At 70.7% G+C, this 13541-nt stretch carries 10 protein-coding genes and 1 pseudogene; 1 reads left to right on the forward strand and 10 read right to left on the reverse strand.

Features of this window, described 5'->3' with window-relative positions:
• Positions 1-2: 2 nt before the first annotated feature.
• From IF01_RS0137480 to IF01_RS0137505, 6 genes are read right to left on the reverse strand one after another with little or no spacing between them, the layout of a single operon-like run.
• Entirely contained in the window at positions 3-809 is an 807-nt protein-coding gene (locus IF01_RS0137480) for an ABC transporter permease (protein ID WP_051756955.1), read from the reverse strand.
• Positions 806-1621, reverse strand: coding sequence for an ABC transporter permease (locus tag IF01_RS0137485; protein ID WP_030398109.1), 816 nt, complete (start codon positions 1619-1621; stop codon positions 806-808). Before IF01_RS0137485 ends, IF01_RS0137480 begins: the two co-directional genes overlap by 4 nt.
• Positions 1618-2634 (reverse strand): ABC transporter ATP-binding protein, encoded by a 1017-nt coding sequence (locus IF01_RS0137490; RefSeq protein WP_030398110.1) that lies wholly within the window; start codon positions 2632-2634, stop codon positions 1618-1620. Before IF01_RS0137490 ends, IF01_RS0137485 begins: the two co-directional genes overlap by 4 nt.
• A complete protein-coding gene (locus IF01_RS0137495) occupies positions 2631-3932 on the reverse strand; it encodes an aspartate aminotransferase family protein (protein ID WP_030398111.1) in 1302 nt (433 codons plus the stop codon). Before IF01_RS0137495 ends, IF01_RS0137490 begins: the two co-directional genes overlap by 4 nt.
• Positions 3929-4336, reverse strand: a complete 408-nt coding sequence (locus IF01_RS42945) for a cupin domain-containing protein (protein WP_051756957.1) — start codon at positions 4334-4336, stop codon at positions 3929-3931. Before IF01_RS42945 ends, IF01_RS0137495 begins: the two co-directional genes overlap by 4 nt.
• Before the next feature lie 59 nt (positions 4337-4395).
• Positions 4396-5514: a sedoheptulose 7-phosphate cyclase gene (locus IF01_RS0137505; RefSeq protein WP_244215756.1), complete on the reverse strand. Its 1119-nt coding sequence runs from the start codon at positions 5512-5514 to the stop codon at positions 4396-4398.
• Positions 5515-5940: 426 nt separating this feature from the next.
• Here IF01_RS0137505 and IF01_RS0137510 point away from each other — a divergent pair, with 426 nt between their 5' ends.
• Entirely contained in the window at positions 5941-7602 is a 1662-nt protein-coding gene (locus IF01_RS0137510) for a glycoside hydrolase family 13 protein (RefSeq protein WP_030398114.1), read from the forward strand.
• A gap of 106 nt (positions 7603-7708) precedes the next feature.
• On the opposite strand, the gene IF01_RS0137515 is transcribed toward IF01_RS0137510, so the two are convergent.
• From IF01_RS0137515 to IF01_RS0137535, 4 genes and pseudogenes are all read right to left on the reverse strand, one after another.
• On the reverse strand, positions 7709-8734 hold the full coding sequence (locus IF01_RS0137515; protein ID WP_030398115.1) for a LacI family DNA-binding transcriptional regulator: 1026 nt from the start codon (positions 8732-8734) through the stop codon (positions 7709-7711).
• A gap of 736 nt (positions 8735-9470) precedes the next feature.
• Positions 9471-11024, reverse strand: a complete 1554-nt coding sequence (locus tag IF01_RS0137520) for a serine/threonine-protein kinase (protein ID WP_051756961.1) — start codon at positions 11022-11024, stop codon at positions 9471-9473.
• Positions 11025-12276: 1252 nt separating this feature from the next.
• Positions 12277-12515 (reverse strand): annotated as a pseudogene (locus IF01_RS45095) (transposase); the annotation flags it as partial.
• Positions 12516-12606: 91 nt separating this feature from the next.
• Positions 12607-13152 (reverse strand): hypothetical protein, encoded by a 546-nt coding sequence (locus IF01_RS0137535; RefSeq protein WP_030398118.1) that lies wholly within the window; start codon positions 13150-13152, stop codon positions 12607-12609.
• Positions 13153-13541 lie beyond the last annotated feature (389 nt).

The following is a 13541-nucleotide window of genomic DNA, read 5'->3' on the forward strand; positions in this document are numbered from 1 at the left end:
GTTCAGCTCCCGGTCATCTCGTAGCGGTCGACGCCCCGGTGCCACACCAGCAGGGCGAGCGCCACCAGTGCGGCGGTCACCACCGGCAGCCAGAGCAGCAGGTCCGTCCGACCGAAGAGCAGGTAGGACGCGGGGGCGTAGGCGGTGAAGGCGTAGGGCAGCAGCCAGGTGAGCAGCCACCGCAGGGACGGGTGGTACAGGTCGAGGGGGTAGCCGGAGAAGTCGCCGAGCTGGTTGGCCGCGTACAGGGCCGGGAAGCTGTTGGTGGTCCAGAAGGACAGGGCGGCGAACGCGGTCTTGATCGCGGCGAGGATCAGTGCGCCGCACAGGACCAGCAGCGGCAGGAGGAGCAGGTCGCCGATCCCCGGATCGAGGTCGAGTTGGTCTGCGGCGTACCAGGTGATGGCCGCTCCGGTGATCAGTTCGCCGAAGCCGTCGGGGTAGAGGAAGCGCTCGGACAGCAGGGCGAACAGCGGGTGGACCGGCCGGATCAGGTACCGGTAGAACTCGCCGGACTGCACCAGCCGCCGGGCCATGATCCACAGCTGGTCGGTGAACAGCCGGTCGACGCCTCGCGGCAGGAGGGAGAAGCCCAGGAGGAACAGCACTTGGTGGAAGTTCCATCCGGCGATCACCGGGACCTGGCGGAAGACCATCCCGACCACGGCGAGCTGGCCTCCGACGCGCAGCAGCAGGCCGCCCGCGCCGAGCACGAAGTCCATCCGGTACTCGGTCAGGCGGTGCAGGCTGACAGCGCTCAGGTGCCATGCCAGTGCGGTGTAGCGGGCGACGGTGGCGATGGGTCTCATCCGCCGAGCACCTCCACGCGGCGCACGGCCTTGCGCCAGGCGAGAGCGGCCGCTGCGGCCAGGGCGGCGGCCCAGGCGGCCTGCACGATCAGGATCCCGGCGGCCTGCGCGGGCCCGGTGTAGTGACCGAGCAGCAGCCGCAGCGGGCCGTCGACCAGTCCCTGGAAGGGCATCACGTGCGCGACGGCGGCCAGCGGGCCCGGCATCAGGGCGATAGGGACCACCTGGCCGGCGAAGAACGCGACCACGCTGTCCTTGACGATCCGCACGCCCCAGATGTTGGTGGTGACGAAGCCCGCCAGCCCGACCAGCAGGTTCACTCCGAACCCGATCACCAGCGACAGCGCCGCGGACGGCAGGAACAGGAGCAGGCCCGTCCAGGTCGGTGCGGCCAGGGGGAGGAGGAACGCGTAGAGCAGCAGCACCGGCAGGCCGACGAGGGTGGCGTTGACCAGTGAGACGGGCAGGCCGGCGGCGAAGCGGGCCAGCGGATAGTTGACCGGGCGCAGAAGTGAGGTGGCGATGTCGCCGCGTTGCACCTCGCCTGCGACCTCCTCGTCCACCCGGTTGGCCTGGGACAGTGCCAGCAGTTGCGCGAGGAGCACGTAGGTGGTGAGTTCCGGCAGGTCGTATCCGCCGGGCAGTCCGTCGCTGCGCCCCGCGTAGACGGCGCGCCAGAGGAAGACCTGCAGGCCGACGGCAGTGGTCGCGGTGACGGCGCCGATCAGGAGGGTCGAGCGGTACTGCAGCATGCTCTGCAGACTGGCGGAGGCGAACGGGGCGTAGCGGCGCAGCGCGGTGGGCGTCGTCATACCGGCACCTCCCGGGGTTCGGCCCGGCGGGTGTAGATCCGGCGCAGGACCGTCTCGAGGTCGGGTTCCGGGGCGACGCAGTCGGTGAGGTCGAAGTGTTCGAGGAGGAAGGCCATCACCTGGCGGGCGGAGAGCCGGCCGGTGGGGTAGTCGACGATGATGCGCCGGCATTCGCTCTGCCGGGCGGTGACTCCGGGCAGCCGTGCCTCGATCAGGGCGATCGCCTGGTGCGGGTCGGGCCCGTCCTGGTACTCGAAGACGACGGCGCGGGTGTCGGCCGCGCGCAGCAGCTCGTGCACGGTGCCCTGGTGCACGACCGCGCCGTGGTTGACGACCAGGACCTGGTCGCAGATCGAGGTGATGTCGCCGATGTCGTGGCTGGTGAGCATGACGGTGGTGCCGAGCTGCGCGTTGACGCGGTTGACCAGTTCGCGGACGGCTTCCTTGAGGACGAGGTCGAGGCCGACGGTCGGCTCGTCCAGGAAGACCGCGGCGGGGTCGTGGAGCAGGCTCGCGGCGACTTCGGCGCGCATGCGCTGGCCGAGGCTCAGCTGTCTGACCGGGGTGGTGCCGAGGGCGTCGAGGTCGAGCAGTTCCTGGTAGAGCGCCATGTTCCGCCGGTAGACCGGGTCGGGGATGTCGTGGATGCGGCGCAGGATCCGGAAGGAGTCCGCCACGGGAAGGTCCCACCAGAGCTGGCTGCGCTGGCCGAAGACCACACCGATGTTGGCGGCGGTCCGGCGGCGGTCCCGGTAGGGTTCGAGTCCTGCGACGGTGCAACGGCCCGAGGTCGGGTTCATGACGCCGGTCAGCATCTTGACGGTGGTGGACTTGCCTGCGCCGTTGGCGCCGATGTAGGCCGCTCTGACACCGGGCAGGATCCTGAAGGACACGCCGGAGACGGCTCGCACGATGTCGTGTTCGCGGCTGAAGAGGGTGCCGAGGCTGCCGATGAGGCCCGGCCTGCGCCGGTGGACCTTGAATTCCTTGACCAGATCTTCCGCGACGATCACCGGTGGGCCTCCGTGGCCTGTTCCAGGGCGCGGCCGAGCAGGGCGATGCCCTCCTCCAGGAGATTGCGGTCGATGGTGAACGGTGGGGCCAGGCGGATGATGTGACCGCCGATGGAGGTACGCAGTCCGAGGTCGAGGGCGGCCAGGTAGACGGCGCGGGCGATCTCGGGGGCGGGTTCCCTGCTCTCGCGGCTGCGGACGAACTCGAGTCCGTGCAGGAGTCCGAGGCCCCGGACGTCACCCAGCACGTCGAAGCGGGTTTTGAGTTCGGCCAGGCGGTCGTCGAGGAGGGCGCCGAGAGTGCGGACTTTGTCGACCAGGGTGTCGCGGGCCACCACCTGCAGCGTGGCTTTCGCCGCCGCGATGCCCAACGGGTTGTTGGCGTAGGTGGAGGCGGTGGAGCCGGCCCGGGCGGCGCGCGGGTTGTGCAGCACGTCATCGCGGCCGGCGAGCACGGCGAACGGGAAGCCGGAGGCCATGCCTTTGGAGAGGGTCACCAGGTCGGGCTGGATGCCGAACTGCTCGCCGGCCAGGAATGTGCCGGTGCGTCCGCCGCCGGTGAGCACCTCGTCGGCGACCAGCAGGACGCCGTTGTCCCGAGCGCTGTCGGTGATCTGTTCCCAGTAGCCGGGGGGCGGGACGACGACCCCGGCGGCGCCGAGTACCGGCTCGAAGACGAGCGCCGACACGTTGGCCTTCTCGGTGATGTGCCGCCGTACCAGGCTGGCGCAGCGCACCCCGCAGGAGGGGTACTCCAGTTCGAGCGGACAGCGGTAGCAGTACGGTGAGTAGCCGAGGATGCTGTTGCCCGCGTGGGCCTGGTTGCCGATGTCCCAGTGCACCAGCATGCGGGCGCCCTGGGTCTTTCCGTGGAAGCCGTGGCGCAGCGCGCCGATCCGGTTGCGGCCGGGGTCGGCGACGGCCTCGACGGCGCGCAGTGCGGCCTCGACGACCTCGGCTCCGGTGGAGAAGAAGCCGTAGGTGTTGAGTTCCTCGGGCAGCAGTCGGGCGAGCAGTTCGCACAGGTCGGCGCGGTCGGCGGTGGCGAAGTCGTGGACGTTCCACAGCCGGCTCGCCTGTTCGGTGAGTGCTGCCACCACGTCGGGGTGGCAGTGGCCGAGGGACTGGGTGAGGGTGCCGGCGGCGAGGTCGATGTACTGGTTGCCGTCGAGGTCGGTGAGGACGGCGCCGCTGCCCTGCACGAACACCCGGCGGCCGAGCGCGGATTCCTCCGAGGCGCCCGGTGCGAGGCGGTCGGCCTCGCGGGCGAGGAGCTGGTGCTGGCGGGGGCCGGTCATGCGCGGCCGCCGAGCGGGCCGACCTCGAAGACGAGCAGGTGGAGGTCGTTGTCGGAGATGTTGGCGAGGCCGTGCTGGCCGTACGGGAGGTTGGGTACGACGTCTCCGGGGCGGACCGCGAGCGGCTGGCCGTCCAGGGTCATCAGGCCCCGGCCGGCGAGGATCACGTACGTCTCCTCGTTGTCGGTATGGCGGTGCACGCCGATGGAGGTGCCCGGAGGCAGCACCACGAGGTCGATGAAGGCGATGGGGCCCGGAGCGGTGTCGGCGGAGTATGCGCGGTGGGCGAGGATCGTGCCGAGGCCGCCGTGGTCGGCGGTCAGGCCGCGCAGGAGTCCTTCGTGCAGGTTGGAGACCCTGCCGCGGGTCACAGCACGGGGCGGCGGTTGTTCGGCGGGGCTCATCTCGGTGCGCTCCTGTCGGAAGGGATCGGCTGCGTGTGCGACGGTCGGCGGCGAGGTGGTCAGTGGGTGACGGCGAGCGGGCCGGGGAGACCTCCGCGGCGGACGGCGAGGGCGTCGAGGGCTTCCTCGAGCGCGGCGGGCGGGATGTCCTCGAGGTCGTCGAGGAAGACCGCGGAGCCGATTCCGTCGGGCACCACCAGGTGCAGGCGGCGCCCGCGGCGCTCCCATGAGGCCTGCAGCGCCCGTTGCATCAGCCCGGGCGTGCAGGTGCCCGGGTCGTACACCGGGAGGCCGAGACGGGAGATGAGACTGACGGTGCGTTCGCATTCCTCGGCGCTGATGAGACCGAGTACGCGGGCGAGTTCGCTGGAGATCGCCATGTCGATGGCCACCGACTCGCCGTGGGCGATCCGGTAGTTGCCGGCCGTCTCGATCACCGGGCCGAAGGTGTGTCCGAAGTCGACCAGGCGGGCCAGGTCGTGCTCGCGCAGGTTCGGGCAGAGCTCTTCCATCATCAGCGCCATGGAGGTGCGCAGGACGTAGTCCTCGACGTCGCGTCCGCCGCTGTCTCCGGTCGTGAGCCAGGAGGGAACCGGGCACGGCCGCTGGAAGACCTCCGGGTACTCCTCCAGCACGCGGAACAGCTGGGCGTCCTTGATGATCGCCATCTTCGCGATCTCCCCCAGACCGCAGCGGATCTGGCGGGCGGGCAGGGATCTCAGGAAGCGCGGGTCGTTGATCGACGCGTGTGCCGGGTGGTACGAGCCGAGCATGTTCTTCGTGCCGAGGGCGTTGACCCCGGTCTTGACGCCCACACCGACGTCCACCTGCCCCACCAGGGTGGTGTTGACCTTGATGTAGCGCACTCCGCGGCAGTAGACGGCCGCCGCGAAGCCCACCATGTCGCAGGTGACGCCGCCGCCGACCGCGATCATTACTCCGCGCCGGTCCAGTCCGGCGGCCTTGGCCTCGGCGCAGATCCTCTCGACCGATTCCATGGTCTTCTGCGCCTCGCCGCCCTCGACGGCCACCACGGTCCAACTTCCCGGCGCGAGATGGGCCGTCAGGTAGCGGCGCACTTGGGCGCCGTACAGGCGGCCCACGGTCGGGCCGAGGAAGACGACCGCTTGTCGTCCCTCGCAGTACTCGGCCAACAGTGGGTTGTCCGGGACGAGCACACCGTCGGTGATGTCGACACGGTATGAGGTCCCTTCCGGCGCGTGGAGTACGAAACCTTCGTCGTCGCCCCGTACTCCTGGCCCGGCCATCGCTGTCTGCTTCGCCACAAGACTCCCCGGATAGGCCGGCCTGCTGCCGGACTTGCCGTCAACTGCGTGCAACGAGTGGAGAGTCAAACATTTGATCGGCAAACATGGCAAGGTCATTCAGAAACTTGCAGCAAGGCCTTGCAGTGCTCTCGGGCCGGTGGAAGCATCGTGTGCGTGCATCACCCTCGCATCCTGGACAAGGGGGTGACGGCCTCGTACGGCGGACACGCCCAGTCCGCGTGCCGGTCCGTGGCGCCGGAGCGGGTGCGGGAGTTCCGCCGGCCGCAGGCCGGCCTGATGTCCCGTCGCACCGACCGTCACCCGAGGAGCCATCCGATGACCGCACCCACCACGGCGCCGGCACGCGCGCACACTCCCCCGGACTGGAGGCAGGACGCCGTCGTCTACCAGGTCTACCCGCGCAGTTTCGCGGACAGCGACGGCGACGGCTGCGGCGACCTGGCCGGGATCCGCAGCCGGCTCGGCTACCTGCGCGACCTGGGCGTCGACGCGCTGTGGATCTCGCCGTTCTACACCTCGCCCCAGGCCGACGGCGGCTACGACGTGGCCGACTACCGGGCCGTGGACCCGGCGTACGGCACCGTCGGTGACGCCGACGCGCTGATCGCCGACGCCCACGCGCTCGGCCTGCGGGTCATCGTCGACATCGTCCCCAACCACTGCTCGGACCAGCACCCGTGGTTCCTGCAGGCCCTGCGCGAGGGAACGGCGTCGCCGCTGCGTTCCCGCTTCCACTTCCGCCCCGGCCGCGGCCCAGACGGCGAGGAGCCCCCCAACGACTGGGTCTCGCTGTTCGGCGGGCCGGCCTGGACGAGGACGACCGGCCCGGGCGGCACACCCGGCGAGTGGTACCTGCACCTCTTCTCGCCCCAGCAACCCGACTTCAACTGGGACTCGCCGGCCGTCCAGGACGAGTTCCGCGCCATCCTGCGGTTCTGGCTCGACCTGGGCGCGGACGGCTTCCGCGTCGACGTCGCCCACGGCCTGGTCAAGGCCCCCGGCCTGCCCGACCTCGGCCGACACGAACAACTCGGCCTGCTCGGCGAGAAGCTGGTCCCCTACTTCGACCAGGACGGCGTGCACGAGATCTACCGCTCGTGGCGCTCGCTGCTCGAGGAGTACCCGGGGCAGCGCATCGCCGTGGCGGAGGCCTGGGCCAAGTCCTTCGAACGCACCGCCCGCTACGTTCGGCCCGACGAACTCCACCAGGCCTTCAACTTCAAATTCCTGAACGCCCCCTGGGACGCCACCAGGCTGCGCGAACTGATCACCACCTCACTGGCGGCCATGCACGCCGTGGACGCCCCCACCACCTGGACACTCTCCAACCACGACGTCGTACGGCACGCCAGCCGGTACGCCGAGGGCGACCCCGCCCGCGGACTGCGCCGGGCCCGGGCCGCCGCACTGCTGATGCTCGCCCTGCCCGGATCCGCCTACCTCTACCAGGGCGAGGAACTCGGCCTCCCCGAGGTCACCGACATCCCCGACGACATGCGTCACGACCCGGCGTTCCGCCGCTCCGACGGCGGCAACGGCCTGCGCGACGGCTGCCGGGTGCCGCTCCCCTGGTCCGGCCGAACAGCCCCGTACGGCTTCGGCCCCCTGCCAGGCGGGCCCACCTGGCTGCCGCAGCCGGACCAGTGGGCCGACCTCAGCGTCGAGGCCCAGAACGGCGACCCGCGATCCGTCCTGGAGCTGTACCGCAGCGCACTGCGCATCCGCCGCACCGATCCCGCGCTGGGAGCCGGCCGCTCCGTCGAGTGGCTCGACCTCGCCCCCGGAATACTCGCGTTCCGCCGTGACAGCGAGCAGGGCGCGCTGGTCTGCACCGTCAACACCACGGGCGAACCGGTCACCGTCCCGACCGGCGGGCTCGGCACCCTCCTGCTGACCTCTGCAGGACCACAAAGCTGCCGGGAAGACGCCACTGCTCTTCTCCAGGCCGACAGCACCAGCTGGTGGCGCACCGACTGACCCCGCGCCGCACGCACCGGGACCAGGCAGGCCGGTCGGGGCGCCACGGCGCCCCGACCGGCCGCACATCACCCGACCGAACAGTGCAGCACGGGGAGGCTGCGGATCAGTCCCGCCGACGGGGCTTCGCGGTGGATCCGCGCACCACCAGCTCCGGCTGGAACACGAACTCCCCCCGCTGGGCCTGACCGCCCGCAACCTCCTCGAGGAGGGCCTCCACCGCTGCCGTCGCCATGGCCTCTACCGGCTGGCGGACCGTGGTCAGCGGCGGCTCCGTGAAGGCGATCAGCGGCGAGTCGTCGAAGCCGACCACCGAGACGTCGCGCGGCACCGCCAGACCCCGCCGACGAACAGCACGGATCGCACCGAGTGCCATCAGGTCGCTGCCACAGGCGATCGCCGTACACCCCTTGTCGAGCAGGACATCGGCGGCCGCGTGCCCTCCCTCGACGCTGAACAACGTGTGATGCACGAAGTTGGCAGCCTCCTCCTCGCTCACCCCCGTGAGGCTGTGCACCGCCGCGACGAAACCCTCGATCTTGCGGACCGCGGGAACGAAACGCTTCTGCCCTATCGCGAGACCGATCCGCTCGTGGCCGAGATCGACCAGATGCTGAACCGCCATCCACATCGCGGCCCGGTCGTCCGGCGAGATGAACGGCGCGTCGATCCTCTCGCTGTACCCGTTGATCAGCACGAACGGCACCCCACGACCGGCCAGCCGACCGTACCGCCCGTGGTCCGCGCTTGTGTCCGCATGCAGGCCGGACACGAAGACGATGCCCGACACGCCCCGGTCGACCAGCATTTCCACCAGCTCGTCCTCGGTGGGACCACCCGGGGTCTGGGTGCACAGCACCGGCGTGAAGCCGTGCCGGCTCAGCGCCTGCTCGATCACCTGCGACAGCGCCGGGAAGATCGGGTTGCTCAGCTCCGGGGTGATCAATCCGATCAGGCCTGCACTACGCCGACGCAGCCGCACCGGTCGCTCGTAGCCGAGCACGTCGAGCGCTGCCAGCACCGCCTGCCGAGTGGCGTCGGCAACGATCGCCTTGCCGTTGAGCACACGTGAAACGGTGGCCTCGCTCACCCCCGCCTGAGCCGCGATGTCCGCGAGCCGCACCGATTTCATAACCACCGAGGGTATTGCATCCACACAGTCCTCACCGGCCGCTTCCCTCTGCGCTTCCTGCGGTGATGCCTTGGTGTTCGGCCGCGCCGACCTCACCGCCACCGCCGGTGGGAACACCCACCACCAGACGTACTGGAACCTGGTCGACGCCATCCACCGGTACACCTACGGTGTCGTGACCGGTGTGGACAACGTCACCGGGACCACCACCGAACGCGGCACCCGGTCCAGGCCCGCGTCCCGGCCAGCGACAGCGTCCACCTCCCGTCCGCCTCTGGGCGAACGACCTCTGTGTCGCGGGCTTCTGCTCGCCGCGGACCGGAAGCCGCTGGACGTTCAGGACCGGATCGAGGAGTTCCCGGGCGCACCGGGCGCCTCCGTGCCCCAGAAGCGCCGGATCGCCAGCAGAGCAGGAAGGCAGCCTCGATCGGGGTGCGCGGGGCTCGGGTCGACGCCCTGCACTCTGACGGGGACACCGACTTCGCCGAGTTCGCCCGTGCCACCCGACGTCGCCACCGCTCTCTGCGGTGCCGGCACGGTCACCCGCGTGCGCGCCGCCCAGAGCTCCGTCGGCCTCTCGTCAGGCACCCCGGCGGCCGGTGACCTGCGAGTGTGATCGGGCGGAGCGGCCCGGTCCGAAACGGGCCGCGCACTACCCGACACCAGCAGCGCGCGAGGCCGAGCGGGCGTCGCCGCTCCACCTTCTGCCCGACGGACCGTCGAGGGTCTCCCCGGGTCATTGACGAGTGAGGATCCCTGTGCCGCTCGCGGCGTCCCAGCGGAGATGGTCGTCGTCGATGCGGGTGAGCCTTTGTCCGCCGATGCTGACGCAGCCGCCCTCGGGAATGCTCTCCGTCACTACGGTGTCGAGTTCGATGGCGGATTCCCCGGCGGACACAAGCGTCCCGGTGCCGCGGCACTTGGTGTCGGAGCTGATCGTTCTTGTGACCACCACGGTGCTTCCGATGTGGCCCTGTGCGATCGTCATGAGCCGCTCCTGGTCGCCGGTGATGGTGCCTCGCCATGCCCCCAGGAATGCCGGCGGAACGACTCCAGCGGGAGTGGGCTCAGGCGTCGCCGCCGGCGTGGCGGGTCCGGAGGTGGACTGCTGGGGAGCGGGCTCCGCGGAGGGCTGGTCCTCACCGAGCCCGGGAACGATGATCGTCAGGACGACCGCGAGCAGGGCAACCGCCAGTACCGAGCCGGTCAGCAGCGCCGGGCGTCGGGCCCGACCCGCCCGGGAAACCGGATCCACCCCGACGGTGCCGCGGACCGGAGCACGCGAGCTCTGCGGTGGCGCCGATGGCGGCGTAGCCCCGGTCACCGTCGCGGCGTCGTGGAGGGGAACGGCGGTGGGGGTCTGCGAAACCGGTGGGGCCGGGGGCTTCGGGGTTTCCAGGTCGAGGGCGCGGGTCACCCGCCGTGCCACCGAGGAGGTCAGGGCCGCAGGAAGCCACTCCGCGTGCCCCGGTGCTGCCATGGACCGGATCGCCGGTGCCTCTCCGAGCTCCACCAGGGTCGGTCGCTCCGCAGGAGATTTGGCCAGGCAGGCCGCCACCAAAGACAGCAGCGATCCCGGCAGGCCTGTCAGGTCGGCTTCTTCGGAGACGACCCTGAGCAGTACGGCCGGTACGCCGCTGTCGGTGGCACTGCCGAAGGGCGCTCTGCCAGTGCCGGCGAATGCCAGGACGCAGCCCATGCTGAACACGTCACTCGGCGAGGCCGCTTCGAGTCCCCGCGCCTGCTCGGGAGACATGAATCCGGGCGAACCCACTATCGCTCCGGCCCGGGTGACCACGCTGGAGTCGGCGGCCCGGACGATGCCGAAGTCGATCACTGTCGGTCCGTCGAGGGTGAGCATCACGTTGGACGGCTTGAGGTCCCGGTGGACCAGGCCCGCCGCATGGATGTCGCGGAGGGCGTGGACGAGCCCGTGGGCTATGCGGAGCACTGCCCGTTCCGGCAGAGGGCCGGCCGTCTCCACTGCCTCCGTGAGGGTGAGACCCGGCACGAAGCTGGTGGCCACCCAGGGGCGGGGAGACTCGGTGTCGGCTGCGAGTACCGATGCCGTCCAGGGGCTGGCCACTTTTCGGGTCGCGGCCACTTCGAGCCGGAAACGGCGGCGGAACTCCGGATCGCGGGCCAACTCCGGCTGGACGAGCTTGACTGCCGCCGTCCTGCCCTGGGGCGATCGACCGAGGAACACCTCGCCCATGCCGCCGCTGCCCAACCTGGCCACAAGGACGAAGTCCCCCGCATGCCTCGGATCTTCGCCACGCAGTGCATCCATCGGCTTGACTCCCCAGGTCAAAAGGAAAAGCAGGCTTTTACCTGTCGTGCACAGGTGCAGCGGGGGCCCCGGAACCGGAGGCTCGCGCCCCGCCCAGCTCACCTGTGACCGCGCCTTCGATGCAGCGAGTTGAGCAGGGTACCTGTACGGGCCGGTTGTTGATGCTGTACCGGTTCAGCATCGGACACCGGCTCCGGCAGAACAAGGCCCCCCTGCCGGCAGCTGAAACCGCTGCTCGACGCCCACGCCGGCCAACTCGCCCCCGCACCGACTCCGTCCGCCCGATTCGGCCGACCAACCACTCCCTCGCCGACTGGAGTGCCCGGTCACAGGTGCCTGCGACGAGCGCTCCACTTGGTGAGTCAGGCGTTGGCCGGCTACGGGCGAGGGCTGCTTCTCCGACTCCGTGGCGCGAGAAATCCCGAGCCCGGTCCGGATGCCCCGGTCGACCTGTCGGTTCCGAGCACCCCAACTGCCGGTACCCGCGGACGAAGTGCCCTCCTCTTTTCGCCGAGAAGGACTTCGCCCGCACCGGGGCTGCCCGCCGTGCCCCTGGCACCGGCGGCACCCCCGCCGCACGCCGTTCCGGGATTGCCGGCCGGCACCGTGCCCGCTCCAAAGGCGTCGTGCCGACCAGCAACGGGTCGAGGACCCAGGGGTGCCGGTGCCGCATCAGGCAACGTTCGCCCCGGTGACGACGTCGCGTAGGCGCTCAGCGGTGGCTCGGCACTTCGTGCGCCCAACTGCCCTGAACGGGTCTGTCGGTGTGGCGGCAGAGGTGGGGGCGGCGGGGGCGGCGGAGCCGGCGGCACCGGTGCCGGGGGTGGGGGTGGCGCCGGGGCCGCCGCCGACACGGACTATTGCTCCGGAACAGGCACCGCATTGGCCGGGAATCCCGGAACCGCGGGCCAGTCCGGTGCGGCTGGCAGCAACGGCGTGACCGGCGGCCAGGGCGCGCCGGGCATCCCCGGTTCGGGCAAGCTCGGCGGTTCGGGCGGCGCCGGCGGGACGGGCGCTGCCGGGGCAACTCCTCCGGCGACCACCACCGCCCCGCCTGCCGGTACCGGCGTCGGCGGCAGCGGCGGCACCGGCGGCGCCGGCGGTGGGGGAGGAAACGGCGGCGCCCCGAGCCCCAACCCGAGCGCACAGCGGGGCAGCGCCGGATCCGGCGGCCAAACCGGCCTTCAGGGCAGCCCCGGCGGCCCCGGCTACGTCCTGATCACCTGGTAACAGCACCCACAACCTTCTCGTCCTGGGCGGCCTCGGCGATCAGGCCTTCGAGCAGGGCGCTGAACACTCCGGCGTCCCGCCAGACCCGAAACCGGCCGAAGACCGAGGCCCAGGGGCCGAACTCGTCAGGAATCTCCCGCCACTGGGCGCTGGAACGGAGCCGCCAGATCACTGCCTCGAATTGGTCGCGAAGCCGTCCGGGGTAGGCCCGAACCTCCCGATCGGCAGGTAGCGCCCGATCAAACTCCGCTGATCGTCGATGAGTTGCTACGCGTCACAGCCAACATTCCTATCGGGTTCTGCCCCGGCGCAGGGGCAGAACCCGAAGGTTGATCACAACATCACACAGGCCCTAGATGTCGGTGAAGGTCCAGGTGGCGGTGCCGGTGGTCTGGGTGAGGCCGGGGGCGGAGAAGCAGGCGGTGACGTTGGTGTTGGGCTCGACGTCGGTGTTGTTCAGGTTGGCACCGCTGTAGCGGCCGGCGGTGATCGGACCGTCGTAGGTGCCCACCAACTGCCCGGCGGAGTTGGTGGCGACGGTGGAGGACCATGACCAGGTCGAGGTGGTGCCGTCGTTCCAGGTGAGGACCTCGGTTCCGCTGCCCGCCTGGATCGGGGAGACGCACGAGGCGGTGTAGTGGCCGGTGAAGGAGGCGGTGAAGGAGTTCAGGCCGCTGATCCTGCCGACGCCGGTACAGCTGTGGCCCTCGTCCGTGCCGTAGGTGTCGACGGTCTGGGAGAACGTCCGCAGCCCCGGGTCGTAGTTGGTGGTGTCACTGCCCACGCACACCACCGCGACCAGAGTGGTGGTGCGGGCCGGGGCGGCCGCGGACGGCACGGCCGCGGCCGCCAGCAGGAGGGCGGCGGCGGACAAGGTGGTGAGGATCGGCTTGCGCATGGCTGTCCCGCTTTCGTCACAGGGGATCGGCCGGGCCACGGCCTGCGGCGGTGGCCCTACCAGTGCACGATCACTGCCACCATAGGAGGCCGGCGCAGGGGGAGGTAACGGCTTGCGGCCCGGGCGCACGCGGCATTCCACCGGCGCACCACGAACCGGGTCCGATCGGCAACGCCACGGATGCGATGCCTCCGCGCCCCGCAGAGCCCGACGGGATCATGCCCGCGAGGTCCCCTCGACCGCGCGGGCCTCACCCGGGTTGGGTTCCGCACGCCTGCGTGGTGGCTTTCGCCGTTGGGTGTTGCGTGCGCGAGCGGCCGGGGTGCTGTTACCAGCTGATCAGGACGTATCCGGGGCCGCCTCTGCTGCCCTCCTGGCCGGCGTGCCCG

The organism is Kitasatospora purpeofusca (assembly GCF_000718025.1).
Lineage (GTDB): Bacteria > Actinomycetota > Actinomycetes > Streptomycetales > Streptomycetaceae > Kitasatospora > Kitasatospora purpeofusca.

What these genes read in the sequence shown, in the direction of transcription:
- IF01_RS0137510 (WP_030398114.1), top strand. Translation starts at nt 5,941, where the DNA reads ATGACCGCACCCACCACGGCGCCGGCACGCGCGCACACTCCCCCGGAC.
- IF01_RS0137485 (WP_030398109.1), bottom strand. Translation starts at nt 1,621, where the DNA reads ATGACGACGCCCACCGCGCTGCGCCGCTACGCCCCGTTCGCCTCCGCC.
- IF01_RS0137520 (WP_051756961.1), bottom strand. Translation starts at nt 11,024, where the DNA reads ATGGATGCACTGCGTGGCGAAGATCCGAGGCATGCGGGGGACTTCGTC.
- IF01_RS0137515 (WP_030398115.1), bottom strand. Translation starts at nt 8,734, where the DNA reads ATGAAATCGGTGCGGCTCGCGGACATCGCGGCTCAGGCGGGGGTGAGC.
- IF01_RS0137535 (WP_030398118.1), bottom strand. Translation starts at nt 13,152, where the DNA reads ATGCGCAAGCCGATCCTCACCACCTTGTCCGCCGCCGCCCTCCTGCTG.
- IF01_RS42945 (WP_051756957.1), bottom strand. Translation starts at nt 4,336, where the DNA reads ATGAGCCCCGCCGAACAACCGCCGCCCCGTGCTGTGACCCGCGGCAGG.
- IF01_RS0137495 (WP_030398111.1), bottom strand. Translation starts at nt 3,932, where the DNA reads ATGACCGGCCCCCGCCAGCACCAGCTCCTCGCCCGCGAGGCCGACCGC.
- IF01_RS0137480 (WP_051756955.1), bottom strand. Translation starts at nt 809, where the DNA reads ATGAGACCCATCGCCACCGTCGCCCGCTACACCGCACTGGCATGGCAC.